The sequence below is a fragment of the Pseudoalteromonas sp. SWXJZ94C genome, from assembly GCF_015864385.1.
GTDB lineage: Bacteria > Pseudomonadota > Gammaproteobacteria > Enterobacterales > Alteromonadaceae > Pseudoalteromonas.
Genome location: NZ_JADYXF010000015.1, coordinates 22,698 through 47,615 on the forward strand (window position 1 = coordinate 22,698; position 24,918 = coordinate 47,615).

A 24,918-nucleotide genomic window follows, 5' to 3' on the forward strand; every position below is an offset into this window, starting at 1 on the left:
AAAAAATGAAAAACTATAATTCAATAACAATCTCATTATTAGCTCTTGGGTTAACTGCATGTGGTGCTCAAGACATTGACAATTTACAAACATCTAAAGCAGCGGCGCCAGGTGCTCCGGGTAGCGACCCATTTTGGTCTTATGCAGGTAAAACGGGTATTGGTACATCTTATGAGCAATACCAAAATGGTCAATATACAAATGATGCATCTACTGGCACCGTATCTAAAGTTTGGTTTTCTATTGCAAAGGGCATGATCACCGAAACTATGTTTGGTCTTATTCACCAAGCGCAGATAAAAGATATGCAGTTTGTAGTAACAGGAGAAAATTTCACAGTTAGTGAAGCAGACGATCTTGATGTAACAATTGATTATTTATACAAAGACAAGCAAGGTCGTCCTTTATCACTTGCTTATAAAATAGTAAGTAAAGATAAACAAGGTAGATTTACACTCGAAAAACACGTATTCACCGATCCTGATGGGCAAAGCTTATTTGTTCGAAGCGTTTTTAATACTGAACTTAAAGATGTTAAAGCCTATGTTGTTGTAAATCCATATATTGATAATAACGGTCTTGATGATTTTGCAAAAACTACCGATCAAGGCTTAGTTGCTTGGCAAGATGACAACTACTTAACATTGCAATCAAGTACTAAATTTGGCATAAAAACGGTTGGCTTTACCGGTATAAGTGATGGTTTGAATGAGCTTAAAAATTCAAAATCATTAAATACCACTTACAGTAATACCGGTGAACAGTCAGGTAATGTCAGCATGCTTGCTGAACTTGGTAGCATTGAACGCAATACTACGTTTGATTTAGTGCTTAGTTTTGGACATAGCGAGCAACAAAGTGCGGAGCAGGGCACTCAAACATTAGCAAAAGGCTATCAAACTGTACTTGATAACTTTAACGGTAAAGGTGCGTCGCTAGGTTGGCAAGATTACTTACAAAGTCTGACACCTATTGATAAAATGGCTGAGCAAACAGCCGACAACGGCAAGTTACTTTATACCAGTGCAATGGTATTAAAAGCGCAAGAAGATAAAACACATGCAGGGGCACTTATTGCGTCACTGTCTAACCCGTGGGGCGAAACAGTATCGGCTAAAACAGGTTCAACAGGCTACAAAGCGGTGTGGGTACGAGACTTTTACCAAGTAGCGATGGCGTTTATGGCACTGGGTGATACCGCAACTGCAAAAACGGCATTTGAATACCTTGAAAAAGTACAAGTTAACAGTAAAACGCCAGGTAATAATGGTGATAGTGGCTGGTTTTTACAAAAAACACACGTTGATGGTGAGCTTGAATGGGTTGGTGTACAGCTTGATCAAACTGCGATGCCTATAATGCTCGCGTGGAAATTAAACAAAGCAAACGTACTTAGCGACGCAGAGCTTAAAGACTGGTACGCACGTATGCTAAAACCAGCCGCTGATTTTTTAGTAGATGGTGGGCTCGCTAAAATTTTATGGAATGATACACAAATTACGCCACCATCAACGCAACAAGAACGCTGGGAAGAACAAAGTGGCTATTCCCCATCAACCACCGCAGCCGTTGTAGCAGGTTTAATTACCGCTGCAGATATTGCGAAAATGGCAGGCGATACTAAAAATGCAAAACGTTACCTTGCAACAGCCAAGCGTTATAACGCAGACATAGAAAAAATGATGTTTACTACCAATGGCAATTTAGAATCAAAAGCCACTGATGGTGAATATTTTATTCGCATTGGGCAAGATGAAAATGCGAACTCAAATACAATCATTAACGCAAACAATGGGCGAGAGGGCTTTAACAAAAAACAAATTTTGGATGGTGGGTTTTTAGAATTAGTTCGCTATGGCGTTCGTGATGCACTGGCACCAAGTATTGTAAAAACACTGCCAGAATACGATGACGAAACACTCGCCGACAATTTACAAGTTAAGTATAGCTTTAAGTTTAGCGATGGTAGCGGTTCATTTGCAGGGTATCGCCGCTATGGCAACGATGGCTATGGTGAAGACGAAGTAACGGGTACAAACTACGCTGAAAACGGCAGTAATACGCCAGGGCAACGCGGTCGTGTATGGCCTTTTTTTACAGGTGAACGAGGGCACTATGAAATTGCAGCAGCTAATGCAAATAATACACTTAATAATGAAAAACAAGCCGAAATCAAGAACAACTATGTAAAAGGACTCGAACAATTCGCTAACCAAGGGATGATGCTACCAGAGCAAGTATGGGACGGTGTAGGAGTTAACAAATCAGGCTACACGCTTGGTGAGGGGACTAACTCAGCAACACCACTTGCTTGGACTCACGCCGAATATATTAAGTTAGTACGTTCATTAAGTGATATGCAGGTATGGGATTATTACCCTGTTGTAACAGAACAACTTAAATGATTGTTAAAATAATGCTCTTCAATCGCTGTAATTAGTAGGGTGTATTGACCTTTCACGATTGATTCTTCAGTTTTATGTTTGGCATTTAGGCAAGGCAGAGTCTATGTAGTGTGTTTGTTCCCTATAAAGAGGCAATAACGCAGCATAAATGCAAGACATGCGCTGCCCAAAGGGTCTTCCTAAGAGCGTCAACTCTTTGTTACCTACATGGATGTGGGTCTGTCTATTGAACACAACTTTTTTGTCTGTTGAATTGATATTAACAATTCGGCAGATTCGACCATTTTTTATCTAATTCACTTCTTTGCGCCATATTTTGCTGCTAATAACCCTGACAGGAATAAACGCTTTAATGATGGCAATTCGTAAAATATTATCACTGTGCTGCAAATGTAAATCTTCTACTTTGGTTGCATCTGTTTTCCATGTTTTCTGAAACTCCTCTGCACGTCACCGAAGTTCGTAGTACCTTACTAATTTATGGATATCTTCAGCTGTATTTACGGGCGCTGTCGTATATAAAGTCCAACATAATGGGGGGGGCGTAATTTTCCTGTCATCTGATCACATTGACGCTTAATGTAGATGACTCTTGCCCTTGAACTCACTTAGGCTTGGCTAGTGTTATATGTTGATAACTCAGTGTATTCGAGCCTAACGCGCTTTTCTTCCAGCGGGCTCTTGATTACGCCTATTGGCAAGCTAGAACATATAATAAGAGACTTGCTGTGGGCAAACAACATCCAGTAATGTGGTTCTAATGTTGGAAAGCCTAAACATCGACTCTAATGGTGGCTGGTATTATGTTCGGTAGTGTAAAGCTTTAACTAAAGAACAAAAAAGTAAGTACAAGCATTAAAACCAATTATACAATTTTAGCCCATGCTTACTCATATCCGAATTTTCTATAATAGTGTGTGTATTAATTTAAGAATTTCAATTAGAGTCAAAGCAAATTTAACTTGAACCTCTTGGGATTAAAATTGGGGGAAGTAGGGTACTTTTTACTTCTTCGCCGCGTATGAGTTTTAATAAATTCTCAACCAGCATTTGTCCTGCAATAGTTGTATTTTGTTCTACAGTGGTCAGTGGTGGATTTACATAACTCGCAATGGCTATATTATCAAAACCTATAATGGCTACATCTTTTGGTATGTCGATATTTGCTTCTTTAAGTGCACGAATTGCACCAATGGCAATCAAGTCACTTGCAGCAAACAATGCATTAAATTTTATATTATTAGCAATAAGCGAACGAGTGGCGTGATAACCAGATTCTTCAGTTGATATTGCGTTAGCCATTTTACGTTCGTTTATTTTTATTTTATTAGTAAGTAACTCATCTTTAAAACCCTGGAAACGGGAAAAAAATTCAGGACTATGATCGGAAGCATCGCCAATAAATGCGCAGTCGGTGCGGTTATGGGCAATAAAATGTGTAGCAGCTAATTTTCCGCCTGTGTAGTTATCGCAACATACAGTTAAGTCTGGACGGTTATCAACCGTTGCACCCCAGCATACAAATTTAGTATTTTGTTCTAGTAAGGTTTTAAACTTTGGTTGAAAGTCGATGTAATCACCATAACCGAGCAAAATAATACCATCTGCTCTGTGGCTATCTTCATAATCAGCTTGCCAATCTGCACTAGCGGACTGAAACGACACCAATAAATCGTAACCCTCTTGGGCACAAGCACGCGTAATACTACCTAACATTGCTAAAAAGAAAGGGTTAATCTGTGATTCGTCGGAAGTGGGATCTTCAAAAAGAAGTAATGCAAGTGTACTGCTTTGTTGAGTGCGTAAGTTACTGGCATTTTTGTCCACTTTATAGTTAAGCTTTTTTGCAATGTCGTAGACGCGCTTTCGTGTTTCTTCATTCACAAGATGGCTATTGCGTAAAGCGCGAGATACAGTTGATTGAGAGACCCCTGCATAGTGGGCAATATCAAATGAGGTAGCTTTACCTTTCATTGTGACAACTTAATTAAAGTGATAAATAATGGTGCCATTCTCGTTTATTAATTAATTTTTTCAAGCTTTTTATATTTAAACTGATTTTTTTATTGATTTGGCAATGACACCGGTGTCATAATGGTTGCGTTTTATCATTTTGTTGTCAAAACGTATTGGCTGCCTATTTTAATATAAGCAGTATTTTTTACTGTGATAGCTGCTTTAGGGTGATAGCCTAAAGTAAATAAATACCAATGGTTTACCGTTGTAGAATAATAAGCATTAGTCGCTTAAACAAAAGAGATAACACCATGAGCTTACACTCTTCTACCGAATTTGATCCCATCTTAGTTGCTGACGTCGGCGGCACAAATGCTCGCTTTGCGTTAATAACCGCTTTTGACGAAACAAACAATCAATTTATTATAGAGCATAACAATACATTTCCTAGCGCTGATTTTAGCTCACTTGAGAGCGCATTAGAGCAGTACTTATCAAGTGTTTCTCATATTACACCAAAACGTGCGTGCTTAGCTGTAGCCGGTCCTATAAAAGCAGGGCAGGTGCATTTAACCAACTTAGGTTGGCATTTTAGTGTAAATGAATTTAAACAGCATTTTAATTTAGAGCAGTTGGAAGTTATAAATGACTTTGCAGCATTTGCTTATGCAGCACCTTATTTAGATCCTCAAAAAAATATTACAGTTAAAACGGGTCAAGCTGATGAAAATGCAAACATTGGTGTTATGGGTCCTGGTACTGGTTTTGGTGCAGCGTGTTTGGTAAGAACATTACATTCTACTTCAGTATTAAGTTCTGAAGGTGGGCATATCTCGCTTGCTGCGGTTAATGAGCTAGATACTGCACTCATTCAAGAATTGCGAAAAGAACATCCTCATGTATCAGTAGAAACCGTGTTTTCGGGTCCTGGTATTGCACACTTATATAAAGCAATGGCGGCAGTTAAAGGCGTTAATGCAAAAAACCTTGATGCAGCACAAATTAGTAGTTTAGCTAACAGTGGTGAATGCGAAGTATGTGATGCTACATTAAATCAATTTTGTGATTGGATAGGCAGTGTAGCGGGTGATTTAGCATTGGCTTATGGTGCATTAGGTGGTTTGTTTATTGGTGGTGGTATACTGCCTCGTATGCAATCTCGTTTACTGGAAAGTCGTTTTGTTGAACGATTTTCACAAAAGGGTATTATGTCGCAATATACAGGGCAAATTCCTGTAACTCTTGTAACACAAGATAATATTCCACTAATTGGTGCCGCAGCGTGTTTGCACAACAGCAAATAAGGGTTTTTCCTTATTTGCTTCTGGAAAAATAGAGTGATGAAAAAAGTAACAATAAACAGTGTGGCAAGCCACGCTGGTGTTTCTAAAAAAACCGTATCACGCGTTTTAAATAACGAACCTAATGTAAGTGCGGCAACACGTGAAAAGGTACTTGCGGTATTTAAAGAGCTCGATTACACCCCAAATCCAATTGCTCGTGGGCTCGCCCAAAATCGCAGTTTTATAATTGGTTGTCTCTACGATAATCCAAGTAAAAGTTATATTACGCGTGTTCAAACAGGGGCATTGGAAGCCTGTCAAGAAAATCACTACAACTTACTTATTCATCCGTGTGAATTTAGAGGCGAAGAATTAATTAATAACGTTGAGCAGTTATTACAAACATCGCGTCTTGACGGTATTGTATTAACGCCACCTTTTGGTGATTTTGCAGAGCTGGTGAACCTTTTAAAGTCGAAAAACATTCCTTATGCCAGAGTTGCCTCTGCGGTATTACAAGATGATTCTATTTCTGTTCGCAGTAACGATGAGCAAGGGGCTTTTGAAATAACAGAGCATTTAATTAGGCTTGGTCATAAATCAATTGCGTTTATTAAAGGTCACCCAGATCACAGTGCTACACAACAACGTTTTAAAGGTTATAGGCGCTCATTAGCAAGCCACGGAATAGAATTTGACGAGCGTTTAGTAGAAGAGGGTAACTTTAGTTATCATTCAGGTGTAGATAGTGCGCGAAGTATTTTAGATTTATCACCAAGACCAACGGCTGTATTTGCATCGAACGATTACATGGCAGCAGCTGTATTAAAACTGGCTACTCAAAGGCGTTTAGCTGTCCCAGATGATATATCTATTGCTGGATTTGATAACGCGCCAATCGCTCGCCATATTTGGCCAGGGCTAACAACAATTGCACAGCCTGTTGAAGAAATGACTAAACAAGCCGTTACTCAACTTATCTCCCATATTTCGAATCCTCAAGAGCAACCATATCAAGTAACTCTTGAATCACGTTTGATAACGCGAGAGTCTACCGCGCAAGTTAAAAGTTAATATAAATATTTTTCACAGTAGCCCGAATATGAGTGACGCTTATTCGGGCTTTTTTATACTTAAAACTGGCTAAAAATACACTTATACCTAAAAATTAAAGCATTGATTAAAGGTCATGCTAAAAAGTTAGTTTATTTTTAATAGCTAGGGTTGACACCGGTGTCATTGCTATGCGTTAATACAGTGACACCGGTGTCAGGGTTGTTGTGAGAGGCTCCTTGGTAGCGTACCTTTGAACGGGTAAGTCAAAGATGCTCAGTACAGTTATTTACGTGGAGTCTATAATTGTTACTGAGCCTTTATCCTCTAACTAATAGAGATGAGTAAAATTATGTTGCATCCTCGAATCCAAGAAGTTACCCAACGCGTTATCGAACGCAGTAAAAACACCCGTCAAGCCTATTTAGATCGCATTTCGCACGCTAAAAAACAAACAAGAGTTCGTGCTGGATTAGGCTGCGGAAATATAGCTCATGTTATGGCTGCTTGTAGCACCGATGACAAAGCGCGCCTTAAATCTGATGAGCAACCAAACCTTGCTATCATCAATTCATATAACGATATGTTATCGGCACACGTGCCATACAAAGATTACCCAGATTTAATTAAAAGCATTGCAACCAAGTACGATGCTACAGCACAAGTTGCTGGCGGTGTACCTGCAATGTGTGATGGCGTTACGCAAGGGCGTGACGGCATGGAACTATCACTTTTTTCTCGTGATGTTATTGCTATGTCTACAGCAATATCGCTTTCGCACGATGTGTTTGACGGCGTTTTTTGTTTAGGCGTATGTGACAAAATAGTCCCAGGGCTATTAATTGGTGCACTTTCGTTTGGTCATTTACCTGTATTCTTTTTACCTGCAGGTCCAATGCAGTCTGGTATTCCAAATAAAGAAAAAGCCCGTATTCGTCAAAAATTCGCACAAGGTTTAGTAAGCCGTGAAGACTTATTAGAAGCTGAAAGCGCCTCGTACCACAGCGCGGGTACTTGTACGTTTTACGGTACTGCAAATTCAAATCAAATGTTAATGGAAATAATGGGCTTGCACCTTCCGGGTAGCTCGTTTATTAATCCTTACACTGAATTACGAGATGGCTTAACAGGTAACGCTGTAGAAACCATGCTTAAGCAGCTTACAGATGACAAAGACAGCCCATGTTTAGCTGACGTAATTAGTGAAAAAACAATTATCAATGGTCTAGTTGGTTTGTTATCTACGGGTGGCTCAACTAATCACGCAATTCACATAGTAGCAATTGCAAAAGCTGCTGGTATTCAGATTACATGGAAAGACATGTCTGATTTATCAGCAGAAGTTCCATTGTTAACACGTATTTACCCTAATGGTTCTGCTGATGTAAACCACTTTCAAGCTGCTGGCGGTATGGGTTTCTTAATGCGAGAACTAGCAAGTGCTGGTTTCCTTCATACTGATGTTAAAACTATGCTTGGTGATGGTCTTGCTCCGTATATGACTGAGCCTCGTCTTGATAAAGACGACAGCCTGATCATGAGCAACTCAACCGGTCCGACTAAAGTTAAATGGGTAGATTGCCCAGCAAATTCTCATGACGAAGAAGTACTTCGTCCTGTGAATAACCCTTTTAGCAAGCAAGGCGGTTTACAACTACTTACGGGTAACTTAGGTAAAGCAGTTATTAAAGTATCGGCTGTTGCTATTGAACATCAGGTTGTTACAGCACCTGCAAAAGTATTTAGCTCGCAAAGTGCTCTACAAGATGCATACACTCGTGGCGAATTAAACCAAGACTTTATTGCCGTGTTGAAAGAGCAGGGTCCTAAAGCGAAAGGTATGCCAGAGCTGCATAAATTAACGCCTGTAATGGCAACGCTTCAAGATGAAGGCTTTAAAGTGGCAATTGTTACCGATGGTCGTATGTCGGGTGCATCAGGCAAAGTGCCTGCAGCTATTCACTTAGCACCAGAAGCGGTAGAAGGCGGTATTATTGCTAAAATATTAGAGGGTGATTTAGTTACTCTTGATGCGCCAAACGGAATATTAAAAGTACACGTAAGCGAGGAAGAACTTGCTAAACGTGAACTACAACTAAGTGAGCCAAGTTTAACATTTGGTACAGGCAGAGAACTATTTACTGGATTTAGAAATATCGTAAGCAGCGCTGATTTAGGCGCGAGTGCTTTTGGACTTGAATAAATATTAGCCATACTGGGTAATGAGGAACAAGTAATGAGTATTGAAAAAATCTTAGCATCGGCACCTGTAGTGCCAGTGGTTGTAATCGAAAAATTAGAAGATGCAGCACCACTTGCAAGAGCGTTATACAACGGAGGCCTAAAAGCCTTAGAAATAACACTACGTACACCTATTGCAGCAGAAGCTGTAAAGCTAATGAAAGCAGAAGTACCAGAAGCTTATGTAGGTACAGGTACTGTTGTTGATAAAGCAAGCTTTGATCTTTCAGTAGCCGCTGGTGCAGATTTTATGGTTAGTCCAGGTGTAAGCGATGAGCTTATTGCTTTAGCTAAAACATCAGATATACCATTTTTACCTGGCGCTGCAACTGCAAGTGAAGTTATGCAACTTGCATCGCATGGTTTTAAGTATTTAAAATTCTTCCCAGCAGAAGCTGCGGGCGGAACAGCAATGCTTAAGTCAATCGGTGGTCCATTACCGCATATTACTTTTTGTCCAACTGGTGGCATAAGCCTAGCAACTGCACCTAACTATTTAGCGCTTAAAAACGTTATATGTGTTGGTGGTACGTGGATGCTAGATAAACAACTAATTGAAAATAAAGACTGGCAAGCCATTGAAGCGCTTGCTCGCCAAGCAAGTGAACTTAAATAGGAGTCTAAAATGATTAATGTAGCAATTAACGGTTACGGCCGTATCGGTAGAAATGTATTACGTGCACTTTATGAGTCAGCTCAAAACAGCGAAATTAAAATTGTAGCAATTAACGATTTAGCACCAGCTAACGTTAACGCACATTTAACGCAATATGACTCGGTTCATGGTCAATTTTCTAAAAAAGTAACACTTGAAAATAACACCATGTTAATTGATGACGACGTAATTACGTTAACGCAAGAACGTGATCCTGCAAATTTACCGTGGAAAGCACTAAACGTAGATATCGTTTTAGAATGTACTGGTTTTTTCACTAAACGTGATGACGCTGCTAAGCACATTGCAGCGGGCGCGAAAAAAGTAATCGTTTCTGCTCCAGGTAAAGATATGGATGCAACAGTGGTTCATGGTGTAAACAGCGATGTAATTAATGCTGATAGCCAAATCATCTCAAATGCATCATGTACTACTAACTGTTTAGCACCACTTGCAAAAGCAATTAACGACACAGTAGGTATTGAACAAGGTAGTATGACTACGATTCACTCTTACACAAACGATCAAAACTTATCTGACGTGTACCACCCTGATCTATACCGTGCTCGTAGTGCAACACAATCTATGATCCCAACTAAAACAGGTGCTGCGGCGGCTGTTGGTTTAGTATTACCTGAACTTGCTGGTAAATTAGATGGTATGTCGGTGCGTGTACCTACTATCAACGTATCTTTAGTTGATTTTACGTTTATCACTAAGCGCGACACTACTGCTGAAGAAATCAATGCAATCATGAAAGAAGCGTCAACGGGTTCAATGAAAGAGATTTTAGAATACAACGAGCTTCCGCTTGTTTCTATCGACTTTAATCATAACCCAGCGTCTTCTATCTTTGATGCAACGCAAACTAAAGCCAATGGTAAACTAGTTAAAGTAATGGCTTGGTACGATAACGAATGGGGTTTCTCAAACCGCATGTTAGACCAAGTTAAAGCATTAGGTGCGTTTTTATAATATAGCCCTAATGATGTAAAGTTTTAGCTTTATCCAACCAAGCCACGCATTGCGTGGCTTTTTTGTGTTTGGTTTATCTGTGAATTTGCAACTCAAAATGTGGAAGGAACTATTTGTATTTTTTATACCCTAAATTTTGTTAATATAAAGGCGTGTAAACCAATGGAAATTTCGTTGTACTTAATCAACTCAACGAAGCAAGGAATAACAACAATGATCAAAGCTTTATCACGAAAGATATTTCGTACTAATCACTTACAAATTGGCGAAGGTAACATAAGTGGCTACATAGCCTGCTTTTTAGCAATATTGAGTTGCTTAGGCGTATTAGCGTTTCACTTCCCAGAATATTTAACAACGCCAGAACTGCGCAAAAGCTACGATGTTAGTTTTTTGCGTCAGCTTATGTTTGCAGCATTGCTAATATCTGGCAGTTTAGGATTACTTAACTTTGTACGTAATACTAATAAGCGTTTAGGTGCTACAGCATGGTGTTTTATTACATTAGCTATTATGTTTGGCGGCCCTAACGTTGAGGTTAACGAGTTTGCAACGAATACACCCTATATAGGGCTTGATTGGTTTATTTTAGATTTACTCGGTTCAACACTTATATTTATTGTGATTGAAAAGCTATTACCGCATCGAAAAGAGCAAAAAATATTGCGTAGTGAGTGGAGAGGTGATTTAAACCACTTTTTTGTAAATCATTTAATTATTGGTTTTGTATTACTTGTTACTAACCATTTTGTACATTATGGTTTTGGTTGGGCTGTATCATCAACAATTCAAGGCGTTATTGAAAAAATTCCATTTGTTGCGCAGCTATTTTTAATAATACTCGTGGCTGATTTAATGCAGTACTGGGTGCATCGCGCCTATCACGAAATTCCTTTGTTATGGCGCTTTCATGGCGTACATCACAGCGCTAAAGAAATGGATTGGTTAGCGGGTTCTCGTCAGCATATTCTTGAAATACTAATAACACGCAGCTTAGTGCTAACACCGATATTTGTACTTGGATTTTCACAGCAAATAATTAGTTTGTACGTAATTATTGTGGGTTTACAGGCAGTGTTTAACCATGCAAACGTAAGAGTTAAATTTGGTTGGCTTAAGTATTTTATGGTTACACCGCAGTTTCATCATTGGCATCATGCGTCAGATAAAGCTGCAATTGACCGCAACTACGCTGCGCATTTCTCGTTTTTAGATTATGCGTTTGGTACTGCTGTTAAAGGTCAAAAGGAGTGGCCAGAAGCATATGGCGTAGTTGGGGATTACATGCCGGTAGGTATGCTTAAGCAACAGGTTTATCCGTTTAAGCGTACTAAATGAGTTTGCTTAATTGAATAAACACAAATTAAAAAGCGAGCAACGTGTTACATTTTGCTCGCTTTTTTTTAATATTAAATTTATTTTAGCTCTGCTAATAACCTAGTAAATGTAGGTCTTTGATTTAACAAAGGCTGCACAGCGCGGCTTACAATATCGGACATTTTAACAAAGAGCTCACTTTGTCTATCATCGCCCGTTACAGTGCCTAGTAAGTCTTCAATTAAACACCCTAATGCACGTACTTCAATTAACTCCATTTGCTTTTGTTGATAATCACTTAACATAGCTAAGTTTGTAGCTGCACCAAAATCACCAAATAATACATCAGCATCTTTGTTTATCATGGTGTTATGCGCATACACGTCGCCATGGCTTACTTTATGAATATGCAAATGGTGTAGGGTACTTACCATTTGCTGTGTAATTTTTAAAATAGCCTGAGTTGAGTAATGGCAATCATCATTAAAGGTGTCACGCGTACAGGTTTCAAGGCTTGGAGGTAAACCTAAGTTGCAAAAGCCTTCACCTATAAGCTCCATCACTAAACCAAGTTGCTCACTTTGCTCTATGTAGGCAAGTACCTTGATTAAGTTAGCGTGATCGCCTGCTTGTAAGCAGCAATTTACTTCATCAAGCGGGTAGCCGTCGCTGGTAATTGCGCCCTTGAATAGCTTAATCGCTACAGCGTTATCAACCAATTTTGCTAAATGAATAACGCCCGATGCACCTTGACCAATAACATGACTAAGTGTGTAATCGTTAAGAGGTTTATTTTCTAAGCTACATTTTGTAAGGCATTGGGCTTTATTAAAATTGTTACCGGCAAACGCAAGCCAAGCAAGTTTTGGTAATTCAAACAGCCAGTCGTCTACCTGCGTTAAGTTATTAGCAGAGAGCCTAACAAGCTCAAGGCTTTTACATTGCGCCATGCTACTAGGCAGTTGCTTAAGTTGATTGCCTGCAAGCGCGAGCTTTTTAAGCTGTGTAAATTGGCCAAAACTTTGAGGTAATTCAGTAATATTATTGTCGGTGAGTATGAGCCATTCAATATTTTTTGGTAAACAATAATCGCCAAATTCAGTTATTTTACAGCCCTTAAATGCAACCATTATCAGAGCAGGGCATTTAGCTAAAACCGCAGGAATATGCTTAAACTGATTAAACGATAAAAATACTCGCTTAAGGCGTGTTAAACAGGCAAATTCATCAGGTAGTGTTGATAAGCTATTATTTGATAAATCGAGTACTTCAAGCGTGTCAGCTAAGCTAAAAATCTCTTCAGGGAATATTGTTAACTCTTCTACTAATTGCAGGTGAGTAGCACCAGCAAGTTTGCCGCTTTTAAGCTCTTTAAGGGAGTTCATATTAATACCATGTTCTAAAAATGAAAAAGCCAACATAGCTGTTGGCTTAAAATAGTTCTAACTTAGTAAATCAGGTTTTAGAATTGCGCGTTATGATAAACGTTTTGTACGTCGTCGCAATCTTCTAGCATGGCTAAAAAGCGTTCCATCACTTCTACGTCTTCGCCTTCAATCGGCGTTTCAATTTGTGGAACGAAGCTAATTAGATCTTCATCAAATTCAGTCACGCCCATTTCTTCAAGCGCTGTACGTGTATTGTTGTACTCTGTATGAGGAGCAAAAACAGTTACTTTACCGTCATCTACTTCTACGTCAGTTACATCAACATCAGCCATCATTAATGCTTCAAGTACCGTTTCATCGTCATCACCGTCAAATACAAAAATAGCAAGGTGATCAAATAAATGAGAAACAGAGTTTTGAGCGCCAATTTTAGCGTTTGCTTTAGTAAAGCAAACACGTACATCAGCAAAAGTACGTTTGTTGTTATCTGTTAAGCAGTCAACAATAATCATACAGTTACCAGGGCCGTAACCTTCGTAACGAGTTGCTGCGTAGTCTTCACCACCGCCGCCTTTTGCTTTGTCTATTGCGCGGTCAATAACGTGTGCTGGTACTTGGTCTTTTTTAGCGCGTTCAATTAAACGGCGTAATGATAAGTTACCATCTGGGTCTACACCGCCGTTTTTAGCACAAATATAAATTTCTTTTCCGTACTTAGAATAAACTTTAGTTTTAGCACCCGCAGTCTTAGCCATTGAATCTTTTTTGTTTTGGTAAGCTCTTCCCATCTGCGTTTCGCCTTAATATATGTAAATAATAGAATAAAATTATACTGCGTATTCTAAAGGTAAATGCAACCAAGGGCTAGTAAGTATTAAAACAGATTAAAACGGTAACGTTTAAAATCCATGTAAAATGCATTTTATTAATGGGATCATCGAGGGTTCTAGGCGTTGGAATTATATCTATTATGTGTAAATTTAATTCAACAAAAAAGGCAACCTGTATAACAGGTTGCCTTACTAAGTAATAAAAAGTAAGTGTTACTTACCAAATACGTACACGCTCGTCTTCAGGAAGGTATAACGCATCGCCTGGTTTTACATCAAACGCTTTATACCATGCATCGTGGTTACGTGGTGCTTGTGCTCTAAAGCGACCTGGTGCATGTGTGCCACTACGAAGTTGGTTAAGCATGCTTTGCTCAGTACGTTTTTCTTTCCATACTTGTGCCCACGCAAGGAAGAAACGTTGATCGCCAGTAACACCATCAATAACAGGTGCTTCTTTACCATTTAAACTGAGTTTGTAAGCGTGATAAGCCATTGATAAACCACCCACATCACCAATGTTTTCGCCAAGGCTATTTCGACCATTTACAAAGTTACCTTCGATTGGCTCGTATTTACTGTACTGGGCAGCCAGTTGATCGGCTTTTTCGTCAAATGCAGCGCGATCAGCATCAGTCCACCAGTTACGTTGCACACCGTTTTCGTCTGATTTTGAACCCTGATCGTCAAATCCATGACCCATTTCGTGACCAATTACAGCGCCAATACCACCATAGTTTACAGCCGGATCGGCATTTGGATCGAAAAACGGCGGTTGTAATATGGCAGCCGGAAATACAATTTCATTAAACGAGCTATTGTAGTAAGCGTTTACGCGTTGTGGCGTCATGCCCCAGCGGTTACGATCTGTTTTTTGTAGCTCTTTTTCAACACTTTCTGCATGAAAATATTCACGCATGTTTTTCACATTACCAATCAAATCATTTTTAGTAATACTTAAACCTTCATAAGACTGCCATACATCGGGGTAACCAATTTTTGGTACAAATGCAGCCAGCTTAGCGCGCGCATTTACTTTAGTTGCATCGCCCATCCATTCTAGATTATCAATACGTTCACCAAGGGCTATACGAAGGTTTTCAACCAGCTCTGACATTTGTTGTTTTGATGATTCAGGGAAGTAACGTGCTACGTATATTTTACCAATAGCAAAACCAAGCGAACTTGTGCCAGACATTTCACTTATTGCACGTTTCCAACGAGGGCGAGGTTCTTGTTGTCCGTTTAGTTCTTTGCCAAAAAAAGCAAAGTTAGTATTAAATACTTCCTCTGATAGTAAACCTGCGTTACCGCTAATTGCGTGATACGTTAGGTAGTCTTTCCATACTGCAATATCTTCTTGATTGATTAGCTCAATCATCGCTTTTATTGGCTCAGGCTGAGATACATTTAACTGAGGTACTTTATAACCTGTTTGCGCAAAGTATAAATCCCAGTTAAAGCCAGGATAACCAGTGCTTAAATCGGCACGTTCAACTTGGTTCAGGGTTAAATCGCGATTACGGCGCTTTTCGCGAGGCCAATGACCTTGTGCAATTTTGGTTTCAAGGTCTAAAATAGCTTGAGCACGTTCAGTTGCATTTTCAGTGCCTGCAAACTCAAGCATGTCAGCAATGTGGGCAATATAAGCTGTACGGGTTTTAACAAAACGCTCAGCGTCTTCAAGGTAGTAAGAACGATCTGGTAGGCCTAAACCACCAGCACCTAGCGACATTTCATATTTATTAGGGTCTAGGCGATTAAACCACATGCCGCCACCAAAAGGGGCTTTATTACCGGTTAACCAAGACTTACCAAACATTTTAGCTAAATCATCAGTCGACGATACATCACTAATTTCACTTAATAATGGCTTGATAGGCGCTATACCTAGTTTATTAAGTGTTTCGGTATCCATATACGCATTGTAAAAATCAGCGACTAGTTTTTCTTCTGCGTTTAAATCTTTACGTGCGGCTATTTCTTCAATAATAGCTTTAACATCATCTTCGCTGCGCTCTGCTAATCCTGAAAATGCACCATAACGCGTTTTATCTGCAGGCATTATATAGTTGTCATACCAAGTACCACTGGCATACATAAAAAAATCATCGCCTGGTTTAACGGCTTCGTTACGTGCTGTTAGGTCAACACCAAAACTACCTAACTCAGCTTTTTCTGCCGCTACTGTTGTAGTTACTTTAGGTTTTTGCTCGTCTGTTTTTGTTGTTTGCGGCTCTGAACAGCCGGTAATAAATGTGGCAGCTAATGCAGCTGCAATTAAACTCTTTTTCATTACTTACTCCTGAGTATCACTGATTGAATTAAAGCTGCAGTGAATCATTTTTATTGTTACGAATATTTAACTTATCGATTGTTATAGATATCAATCATACAAACAAACCTTTTGAGGTGAATCACCACAGTGCTCGATAAAACTAATTTAGAAGAAAAGAGAAAGGCTAGTAGGCGCTTTAAAACCTTTTTTTAGCTCTAATACCGGTAAGCATAAGAGCTAAAAGGTGTTACACATTATTTATTTTTTATGCTGTAGCTCCCACATACGGGCATATTCTCCGGCGAGAGTAAGTAACTCATCGTGCCTACCTTGCTCAATAATCTCACCAGCTTTGAGTACAATAATAGTGTCTGCGTCGGTAATAGTAGAAAGGCGATGGGCAATAACAATACTCGTGTGGTTACTGGCAACTTCACGCATTGCTGCGAGTATTGCTTGCTCAGAATGAGAGTCGAGTGCAGATGTAGCTTCGTCAAAAATTAAAATAGGGGATTTTTTCAAAATGGCGCGCGCAATGGCAATACGCTGTTTTTCACCGCCTGATACTTTTAAACCACGTTCGCCAACCAGTGTTTTATCGCCTTTATCAAGTGTGCCTATAAAGTCTTTTAAGTGCGCCATTGCAATGGCTTCGTCAATTTCAGTATCGCTTGCTGATGGTCTGCCGTAAGCGATATTTTCACGAATAGTGGTATTAAACAGCACCGTATCTTGTGGGACTATTGCAATGGCTTGTCGAAGGCTCTGAAGTGTTACGTTATTTATAGCTTGGTTATCAATACTAATTTCACCAGCGTTTGTATCATAAAAACGATAAAGCAGTCGCGCTAACGAACTTTTACCAGCACCACTGGCGCCAACGATGGCTACTTTACTGCCTGCTTTAACACTAAAGCTAAGATTATTAAGAATAGGGCGATGCACATCGTAACTAAAACTTACATTTTTAAATGCAATTTCACCATGTTGAATATTTAACACTTTAGCGGTTGATGAATCAGTAATAAGTGGTTTTTTATTAAGTAGCCCAAGCATGTTTTCAAGGTCGGTAAGGGCGCGTCTTATTTCGCGATATACAAAGCCTAAAAAATTGAGCGGTAAAAACAACTGAATCATATATGCGTTAATCATCACAAGCTCACCAATAGAAAGCTCACCGGTAACCACTTCGCTTGCACCAAGCCACATTAAAGCCGTAATAGCACAAGCAATAATAAGTGCTTGGCCTGAGTTGAGCGCAAGTAACGACATTCTATTTTTTAAACGAGCTTTTTCCCATTGTGCTAAAAAGGTGTCGTAAGTCTGCGCTTCAAATTCTTCGTTATTAAAATATTTTACAGTTTCATAATTCAGTAAACTGTCAATTGCACGGGTATTACTTTGATTATCGGCAGCATTTGCTTCTCTAATAAAGCGGTTACGCCACTGAGTTACCGTAACTGTAAAAGTAATGTATATAGCCACAGCAAGAAGCGTTACTAGCGCAAACCAAACAGAAAACAACGTACCAAAAATAATGGCTACTGTGAGTATTTCAAATAAGGTAGGCACAATATTAAACATTAAAAAGCGCATTAAAAAGCTTAACCCGCTAGTTCCGCGCTCTATATCACGGCTTATACCACCAGTTTGCCTGTCTAAATGAAAGGCAAGCTCAAGCGAATGTAAATGCTTAAATACCTTTAAACCAATATCACGCATGGCGTGTTCGGTAACGCGAGAAAATACAGCATCTCTTATTTCACCTAAAAACACGCTAGTAAAACGTAGAGCACCGTACATCAATAATAATAAAACGGGGATAACTAAAAGTGGGTTAATCGACTTATCAACCGAGTCTATAATTTCTTTAAGTGCCCACGGCATTAACAAAGTGGCACCTTTAGCACCAATCAATGCTATTAACGCTATAAATACTCTGCCCTTAAACTTTGTAAGGTAGGGCCAAAGCGTTTTTACACTTTGACGTAGGTTCATAGCATCTGGGTTTTTTGTGGAGGTTTGTCTGGAGCGCATTAATTATCTCAGAGTCGGTTAGTTAGATAAATTACTTACAAATATAAGCTAAGCAAGCACAATAAATTAAAACAAAGGGTAGATATTTAATTCAAAATTAAAGGCTTCGTTCTTTGAAATATTAATTAACGTATGCACTTTTAGCTATGGCTGACAGAAGTTAATTTATGGGGTAAAACCTAAAAATCACAAAACCTACGAGCATTAAAATTAATAGCCGAAATAATTAGCGAGCTACTTTTTAATTAAATTCATATTCATCGTTTGGTGAGGAAGCTATTTTTATAAATAACGAGTTAAAACGTAAGCTAGTTAAGTAACGCTAACATTTAAAAACCCCCTAACATGATAATAGTAAAAGGTATTGCAGCATTAAAGGGAGTTACAAAAATTAATGCTTTTTAAAGTAGCAGTATAAGTTTTCTGGTAGTAGGTATCTCATATAGCGTTTTCTAAAACCAGCTTTCCATAATGATTTACTATAGGCTTGTTTAAATTTGATCGGATTAATAAACATTTTTAATGGATCTGATGTTTTAGCAAAGTAACTTTCATGGCTATTTGCACCCACATACTCAGAATGTTTGAGGTTACCAAAATTTACAGATTCGCTATAGGTAGGGCTATTTAATAACCGAGATATAGGTTTTATGGCTGTTTCAGGTGCTATATTCATTGTTTTATAATCTCTCTCAGTCGCCATAAAGTCAGTAATAAAATCCATAGCACCTTTTTGAAATTCGTTTATCGTATCTAACTTACCGCTAGAAAAATCATTAGGTTCAAAAACAGGCTCAGCTTTATCATTCTTTTTATCAAATTTAATTACAGAGCCGTGAGGCGCCGAAAAAATAAACTCAAACATGTGTACACCTTTAGATAAAACCTGATGATTACTTTTAGGTTCCGAAAAGTTACACATATAACCAGACATCGGAAACCCTTTTTTAGCAAACTTCATTGCAGTTTGAAATGTGCCAAGATAATAGCCATTAATATCTATTTCTTTATTTTCTAGTAGCATTAACTTATTTAACGAATTCTGAATTGTTCCTTGCCACCCAATATCAACAATAGCGACTTTTTTTGCATCCATAAATCCAATCTGATGCAAGTAAGTTAATAGGTTTTCTCTTTCGACAGCCGCAATATTGCATACATCGTTAGCTAATAAATTAAATAGTTTAGCTAATTTATTCTTATCGTTATCTGTTTCTATTGTATGTTTTTGATCAGAAAACCCAACTTCTTTTATTTGGTCAATATGTTTTTTTGCATCTATATCGACTCTATCAAGGTAATTTTCAACGCTTAAATTAGGAACGAAATGACACAGTACTTTTATTGAATGCTCGTCTATACCATTGTATATAGTAGGGATATTTATAGCCCTTCTCGATGCATACATGTATTTACTAGGAGGTGTACTCGTTCCTTGGTTCATAAGGGTATAAACTTTATTCATAATATAGCCGTCGCGAGCAAGAAAAAATATATGTTCTATTTCTTGGTGCATAACCTGACCAGTAAACCAGCGAGTTAAGCCAAAATATATTATTCCGCAGTAAACATAACCAAAGTCGTACCAAATATTCTCATTGTTATTATTTCTTTGGGTAAAGGTTTTATTAATGATCGTCGCAAAATAAATAGATTCTTCTATGGATAACTTCGGGGGATATAGCTGTCTTAGTCTTTTAAACGAATTATGGCTTAGCGCATATTCACTTGTTTTTTTGTAATAATAAGGCTTTATGCCTTCTTTCATCGCGTTGATCACATCGGCGTAATAATAATCACCAACATGTAAAAGCTTAGATGGTTTACAAGATAGGTCATTAAGAATATGTGAGTATAACCCACCTTTAGACTTCGATTTACGAATTACAGATGATAAGTATAATTGATGGAACTTTGTGTACCCATTATCGTGAAGGATTTTTTTTATTACATACTCAGGTAAGTACATATCCGAGGTAAAAATAACTTTTTTCCCATTATCAATACAATATTGATAAAAAGAGTACATATATTCGTTTTTAACACAAAATTTTAATTCTATTTCGATCTCTAGTGCTTTTAGTACATTTATTATTTTACTGTCTAAATTTTGTGTTTTTTGTATATGTGCGTATATTTCATCTAAGCCAATCGATTGAGTGCCATTTACCTGAGCTAGTATTTTAGTTGCTTCTGGTTCGGCTTTACTTCGGATACTTTTAAAGTCTATTTCTAGCTTTTTATATTCATCATTATATAAATTTTCAACAATTGTAAAAATATCAGCAGGTTCAAGGACTTTTCTGAGGATCACTGTATCAAAAATATCAAAAGAAACTATTTCGCTATTGTCTATCAGCTTTTTTAGGTCAGTGTCATTACTTAAGGTGTTTATTAGCTTTAAACTTTTATTATAAAATTTTGAGGCTATTTTATTAAATATGTTTTGTTTCATAATGACTCTTTTTGCCTAATATTTACTAGCCATAACATAATTAAGAAAAATAAAAATTTAGCTATTTGTTTACATTTCATTATACTAATTTCGTATAGTCTATGCAACTTGCACATTTATTGTGTGAACTGTTACAGGTTTTCAGTTATTTTACCAAAAAAATCATTAAATGAATGTTAAATGAATAATAAATTACCAATAATAAAATAAGCCTAGTTATAAATGATTGGTTTTTTATAATCTAGTAGGGCTATAGTCTATTTATTGTTGTTGAAATAGCCGGTTTAAACGCTGTGTATTTTATATTAAAGATTATTTAAAAATATATTTGCGTAATACACTTTGACTAAAACCGCATTAATATTTTGAAAGGTAGGGTGAATAAAAAATTAAACTAAATACATATCAGGCTATTGTATTTTAATTGACTGCCCTTATATAATAGCTACTTCTTATTTAAGATTTTAAATTAATGTTTAAATTTCGCGTTTTTTTAACTACTTTTTTGCTTATAGCTGCACTTTTTAGTGTGCAAGGCCAAGCTGCGAGTGTTAAACATGATTTAAGTATTGATACGGCTTCACAAATTTCATCTATCAGTTTTGTTGATTTAACCAAAGCGCCATTAGTTGTAAAAAAAATGAGCGATGGACAACATAAAAAAAATCATCAAACTGATTATTGGGCGCATCAGCCTAGGTTTACTGCAAATAATTCATCATTGTTCTTATATAACGAGCAAAGCGAACCTCAGTATGATGTGATATTTGAATTTTTTGCACACACTATTACCGAGCAAATATATTTACAGTCGCAACCAGTAAATAAACCCAAGCCTTGGTATACCCTCGTTTCAAAAAGTAAAAAGTCACGGCTAAGTGGTTGGAAAGACGCCAACTTACTGTATACAGCGGTAACGACTTACCACGCTTAATTTTTCCTATTTAATTTTAATTGGTTTTTGCTTAGTTAGAGCTCAAGCCTGTAAATTAATTGTGCCTTGATTTATGTACACCTAAATAAAATACATAAACAGGCATGTTACTCACTATTTAGTGGGTAGTAAGGATTAGACATGTTAAACGTAAAAAATACCAAAAAGCCGTTAACGGCAAAATTTAAGTTAAGTTATATCGCCATGCTTGTAGTGCTGGTTTTACTTGCTATAAGCGCATTACCAAACTTATATCCAAACAAATCGTGGTTGAATATTAGTGCGGCACCGCATAGCGAAAATCAAACACTTCCAAGTACAAATAAACTTGTGTCGTTTTTAAACGATAACGGCTTAACCGTAGCGCAAGGGCTTGATGATCAATCATCAATTAATGTGTTACTTAATGAGCCAACAAAAAGTGCTCAGGCACAAGCTGATATAAAAGCACAATTTCCTACTGTGCAAGTTAAAATTGTTGAGCATGCAACAAGCCCGTTATGGTTACAAAATATTGGTCTTTCACCAATTAAGCTAGGGCTTGATTTAAATGGGGGTGTGTTATTTGTACTTGATGTAGATCTTGAAAAAGCAGTTGATGAACAATTAGTAAGTGCGTATCAGCAAGCAAAATCAATCATCATTAAACAAAAGGCACATGGTGTAAAAGCACAGCAAACCCAGCATGGCTTTGAAATAAATGCATTAGATGGCACAAGTGACAAATTAAGTGCAGTTGTAGATGAAATAAATAGCCGCTTTTCTAACTTAACCACAACCAAAAGCAGTAACGGTAATGTAAGCATTGTACAATTTAATTACTCAGAAAAAGGACGTAGCGCGTTCGATAAAGAAGTAATGGGGCAAACGCTTACAACGCTTCGTTCACGAATTGAAGAACTTGGCATTACCGAAGCCGTAACACAGCGCCAAGGTAAACAACGTATTCGTATTGAGTTACCTGGTGTGCAAGATCCTACCGAAGCAAAACGTATTATTGGTGCAACGGCATCACTTGGTTTTTACCAATTAAAAGAAATTGGCGGGCAAACTTTTAATATGCAATCGGGCGGGACTATAAAGCTCGATCCTGTGCCTATTTTTACCGGTGATCATATTAATAATGCGAACCTTGGTCGCGATGATTGGGGCAAGCCGCTTGTGCAGTTAAGCCTTGATGGGCAGGGCGGCGACGCAATGTCTACTTTTTCTAAAGCTAATATTGGTAAGCCAATGGCAACCGTTTACTCTGAGTATTCTCAAAATGCCAAAGGCGAAGTAGTTAAAAAAAGTGAAGTAATAAATGTAGCTAACATTGCTCAGCATTTAAGTTCTCGCTTTAGTATTACCAATATGAAAAGCACACAAGCGGCTGCTGATCTTGCTTTATTACTAAGAGCGGGCTCGCTTACTGCACCTGTCACTATTGTTCACGAACAAACAATTGGTCCAAGTTTAGGAAGCGAAAACATCAGTAATGGTTTAGCTGCACTTATGCTGGGATTGGGTATTACACTTGCGTTTATGGCTATGTGGTATAAACGCCTTGGTCTTATTGCAAACGTTGCACTTATATTAAATTTAACGTCACTTGTAGGGCTAATGTCTTTATTACCAGGTGTAGTTTTAACACTGCCAGGCATTGCCGGTTTAGTACTAACCATAGGCATGGCAGTAGATACAAACGTAATTATATTTGAACGTATTAAAGAAGAGCGACGAAGAGGACGAGGTCCGTATCAAGCAATTCAAGAGGGCTATAAACAAGCAGCAAATACAATATTTGATGCCAATATAACCACCATGATCACCGCGCTTATTTTATATGGAATAGGCTACGGACCAGTAAAAGGCTTTGCTATTACCTTAGCGCTAGGGCTATTAACCAGTGTGTTCACCGGTGTATATGTATCAAAAGTATTGAGTCAGACATTGTATTTAAAATTTGGTAAAAAAGGTGGAGTAAGTGCAAATGCTTAATTATTTTTTAAAAGGCGAAAAGGGCACTCGTTTGCGTTTTATGGGCTTAGTATTAAGCGCCACTCTTGTACTGCTATCGGTATTTACACTGACTCAAAAAGGTCTTAATTTTGGTTTAGATTTTACGGGTGGCTACTTAACAGAGTTTACTACCAGTCAAAGCGTAGAGCTTAAAAACCTAGAGCAGTTTATTGCTAAAAATCATAACGGCGATTTTGAATTAACCAGCCAAGGTAATAACCACTTTCAATTAAGAGAGGCACCTAGTGCAAATAAATCATCGGTCAATAATAGCAGCGACTGGCAAAGCGCAGTAACGCAAAACACCGATATAGACGCAACCGTATTATCATCAGCTTATATTGGCTCACAAGTAGGGGATGAATTATTTGACCAAGGGTGTTTAGCTATGTTTGCCGCCATGATTGCAGTAATGCTTTACCTTGCAGTGCGTTTTGAATGGCGCCTAGCTGTTGGCTCAGTGGTTGCACTAGTACACGATTTAGTACTAATACTTGGCTTGTTCTCATTGTTACAACTTGAGTTTAACTTAACCGTACTTGCAAGTTTACTAGCCATTATTGGTTATTCACTCAATGACTCTATTATTGTAGGCGACAGAGTGCGTGAGTTACTGCGAGTAAAGTCTAACGCAAACGTATCACCTGCCATTATTATTAACGATGCAATAAAAAGCACGTTTACACGTACCTTAATTACATCGGGTACAACCCTTGCTACAGTTGCAAGTGTTTGGCTTTTAGCTGGTGCGCCATTACAAGGGTTTGCTATAGCCTTGTTTACAGGCATTGTAGTAGGTACGTTTTCATCTATTTGTATAGCGGCAACATTACCTGAATTAATGGGGGTAAGTGCAAAAAACTACGAAGTAAAAGTAGACGTAAAAACCCAAACATTAATGGATATGCCATAAAACGAGAATTAATAAGTAAAGAGTGGTTTTTCAACCAATAAATATGCAGCTCTTTATTTTTAATTACTTGATTGGGGCTTTAAAAGCACCCAATAACTACTCAATAACTATTCAATAACAACATCAACCAGTCACCCAACCTCCAACAAATGTGCAGGGCTTAAAATAATGGTTTTAAGCCCTGCAAAAATGTTAAA

At 38.0% G+C, this 24,918-nt stretch carries 16 protein-coding genes; 10 read left to right on the forward strand and 6 right to left on the reverse strand.

Annotated features, from left to right (window positions below; translation table 11 throughout):
* The first annotated feature begins 5 nt into the window (after positions 1-5).
* Entirely contained in the window at positions 6-2,405 is a 2,400-nt protein-coding gene (locus I6F65_RS08305) for a glycoside hydrolase family 15 protein (RefSeq protein WP_197112396.1), read from the forward strand.
* A 957-nt stretch (positions 2,406-3,362) separates the two neighbouring features.
* Here I6F65_RS08305 and I6F65_RS08310 read toward each other — a convergent pair.
* Entirely contained in the window at positions 3,363-4,379 is a 1,017-nt protein-coding gene (locus tag I6F65_RS08310; RefSeq protein ID WP_024611331.1) for a LacI family DNA-binding transcriptional regulator, read from the reverse strand.
* Positions 4,380-4,672: 293 nt separating this feature from the next.
* Here I6F65_RS08310 and glk point away from each other — a divergent pair, with 293 nt between their 5' ends.
* The 6 genes from glk (at position 4,673) to I6F65_RS08340 (ending at position 11,906) form a co-directional block, all read left to right on the forward strand.
* Positions 4,673-5,665 carry a glucokinase gene (glk, locus tag I6F65_RS08315; RefSeq protein WP_166114075.1) on the forward strand — a complete coding sequence of 331 codons (993 nt, stop codon included), beginning with the start codon at positions 4,673-4,675 and terminating at the stop codon, positions 5,663-5,665.
* Between the two features lie 36 nt (positions 5,666-5,701).
* Complete coding sequence (locus I6F65_RS08320; RefSeq protein WP_024611329.1) at positions 5,702-6,718, forward strand: LacI family DNA-binding transcriptional regulator; 1,017 nt, start codon at positions 5,702-5,704, stop codon at positions 6,716-6,718.
* Between the two features lie 331 nt (positions 6,719-7,049).
* Positions 7,050-8,900 (forward strand): phosphogluconate dehydratase, encoded by a 1,851-nt coding sequence (gene edd, locus I6F65_RS08325; RefSeq protein ID WP_024611328.1) that lies wholly within the window; start codon positions 7,050-7,052, stop codon positions 8,898-8,900.
* A gap of 33 nt (positions 8,901-8,933) precedes the next feature.
* Entirely contained in the window at positions 8,934-9,554 is a 621-nt protein-coding gene (gene eda, locus I6F65_RS08330; protein WP_166114066.1) for a bifunctional 4-hydroxy-2-oxoglutarate aldolase/2-dehydro-3-deoxy-phosphogluconate aldolase, read from the forward strand.
* Between the two features lie 9 nt (positions 9,555-9,563).
* A complete protein-coding gene (gene gap, locus I6F65_RS08335; protein ID WP_197112406.1) occupies positions 9,564-10,568 on the forward strand; it encodes a type I glyceraldehyde-3-phosphate dehydrogenase in 1,005 nt (334 codons plus the stop codon).
* A 213-nt stretch (positions 10,569-10,781) separates the two neighbouring features.
* A complete protein-coding gene (locus tag I6F65_RS08340) occupies positions 10,782-11,906 on the forward strand; it encodes a sterol desaturase family protein (RefSeq protein ID WP_166114060.1) in 1,125 nt (374 codons plus the stop codon).
* 77 nt (positions 11,907-11,983) lie between these two features.
* Here the strand turns inward: I6F65_RS08340 and I6F65_RS08345 are convergent, their stop codons facing one another.
* The 5 genes from I6F65_RS08345 to I6F65_RS08365 all read right to left on the reverse strand — a co-directional run bounded on the left by I6F65_RS08345 (position 11,984) and on the right by I6F65_RS08365 (position 20,873).
* On the reverse strand, positions 11,984-13,306 hold the full coding sequence (locus tag I6F65_RS08345) for a leucine-rich repeat domain-containing protein (RefSeq protein WP_231613136.1): 1,323 nt from the start codon (positions 13,304-13,306) through the stop codon (positions 11,984-11,986).
* 41 nt (positions 13,307-13,347) lie between these two features.
* Positions 13,348-14,061, reverse strand: a complete 714-nt coding sequence (locus tag I6F65_RS08350) for a YebC/PmpR family DNA-binding transcriptional regulator (RefSeq protein ID WP_007582629.1) — start codon at positions 14,059-14,061, stop codon at positions 13,348-13,350.
* Between the two features lie 259 nt (positions 14,062-14,320).
* A complete protein-coding gene (locus I6F65_RS08355) occupies positions 14,321-16,399 on the reverse strand; it encodes a M13 family metallopeptidase (protein ID WP_197112408.1) in 2,079 nt (692 codons plus the stop codon).
* A gap of 240 nt (positions 16,400-16,639) precedes the next feature.
* Positions 16,640-18,418: an ABC transporter ATP-binding protein/permease gene (locus I6F65_RS08360; RefSeq protein WP_197112410.1), complete on the reverse strand. Its 1,779-nt coding sequence runs from the start codon at positions 18,416-18,418 to the stop codon at positions 16,640-16,642.
* Positions 18,419-18,809: 391 nt separating this feature from the next.
* Positions 18,810-20,873 (reverse strand): hypothetical protein, encoded by a 2,064-nt coding sequence (locus I6F65_RS08365; protein WP_197112412.1) that lies wholly within the window; start codon positions 20,871-20,873, stop codon positions 18,810-18,812.
* A 472-nt stretch (positions 20,874-21,345) separates the two neighbouring features.
* Here I6F65_RS08365 and I6F65_RS08370 point away from each other — a divergent pair, with 472 nt between their 5' ends.
* The 3 genes from I6F65_RS08370 to secF all read left to right on the forward strand — a co-directional run bounded on the left by I6F65_RS08370 (position 21,346) and on the right by secF (position 24,721).
* A complete protein-coding gene (locus tag I6F65_RS08370; RefSeq protein WP_197112414.1) occupies positions 21,346-21,807 on the forward strand; it encodes a hypothetical protein in 462 nt (153 codons plus the stop codon).
* 141 nt (positions 21,808-21,948) lie between these two features.
* Positions 21,949-23,787 carry a protein translocase subunit SecD gene (gene secD / locus I6F65_RS08375; RefSeq protein ID WP_197112416.1) on the forward strand — a complete coding sequence of 613 codons (1,839 nt, stop codon included), beginning with the start codon at positions 21,949-21,951 and terminating at the stop codon, positions 23,785-23,787.
* Positions 23,780-24,721 (forward strand): protein translocase subunit SecF, encoded by a 942-nt coding sequence (gene secF / locus I6F65_RS08380; RefSeq protein WP_197112463.1) that lies wholly within the window; start codon positions 23,780-23,782, stop codon positions 24,719-24,721. Before secD ends, secF begins: the two co-directional genes overlap by 8 nt.
* The last annotated feature ends 197 nt before the right edge of the window (positions 24,722-24,918 follow it).

Excerpts from the sequence above, each read along its gene's own strand:
- eda (WP_166114066.1), top strand. The coding sequence starts at position 8,934 with ATGAGTATTGAAAAAATCTTAGCATCGGCACCTGTAGTGCCAGTGGTT.
- I6F65_RS08340 (WP_166114060.1), top strand. The coding sequence starts at position 10,782 with ATGATCAAAGCTTTATCACGAAAGATATTTCGTACTAATCACTTACAA.
- I6F65_RS08310 (WP_024611331.1), bottom strand. The coding sequence starts at position 4,379 with ATGAAAGGTAAAGCTACCTCATTTGATATTGCCCACTATGCAGGGGTC.
- I6F65_RS08350 (WP_007582629.1), bottom strand. The coding sequence starts at position 14,061 with ATGGGAAGAGCTTACCAAAACAAAAAAGATTCAATGGCTAAGACTGCG.
- I6F65_RS08345 (WP_231613136.1), bottom strand. The coding sequence starts at position 13,306 with ATGTTGGCTTTTTCATTTTTAGAACATGGTATTAATATGAACTCCCTT.
- edd (WP_024611328.1), top strand. The coding sequence starts at position 7,050 with ATGTTGCATCCTCGAATCCAAGAAGTTACCCAACGCGTTATCGAACGC.
- secF (WP_197112463.1), top strand. The coding sequence starts at position 23,780 with ATGCTTAATTATTTTTTAAAAGGCGAAAAGGGCACTCGTTTGCGTTTT.
- I6F65_RS08355 (WP_197112408.1), bottom strand. The coding sequence starts at position 16,399 with ATGAAAAAGAGTTTAATTGCAGCTGCATTAGCTGCCACATTTATTACC.
- I6F65_RS08360 (WP_197112410.1), bottom strand. The coding sequence starts at position 18,418 with ATGCGCTCCAGACAAACCTCCACAAAAAACCCAGATGCTATGAACCTA.
- secD (WP_197112416.1), top strand. The coding sequence starts at position 21,949 with ATGTTAAACGTAAAAAATACCAAAAAGCCGTTAACGGCAAAATTTAAG.
- I6F65_RS08370 (WP_197112414.1), top strand. The coding sequence starts at position 21,346 with ATGTTTAAATTTCGCGTTTTTTTAACTACTTTTTTGCTTATAGCTGCA.
- I6F65_RS08320 (WP_024611329.1), top strand. The coding sequence starts at position 5,702 with ATGAAAAAAGTAACAATAAACAGTGTGGCAAGCCACGCTGGTGTTTCT.
- I6F65_RS08365 (WP_197112412.1), bottom strand. The coding sequence starts at position 20,873 with ATGAAACAAAACATATTTAATAAAATAGCCTCAAAATTTTATAATAAA.
- glk (WP_166114075.1), top strand. The coding sequence starts at position 4,673 with ATGAGCTTACACTCTTCTACCGAATTTGATCCCATCTTAGTTGCTGAC.
- I6F65_RS08305 (WP_197112396.1), top strand. The coding sequence starts at position 6 with ATGAAAAACTATAATTCAATAACAATCTCATTATTAGCTCTTGGGTTA.
- gap (WP_197112406.1), top strand. The coding sequence starts at position 9,564 with ATGATTAATGTAGCAATTAACGGTTACGGCCGTATCGGTAGAAATGTA.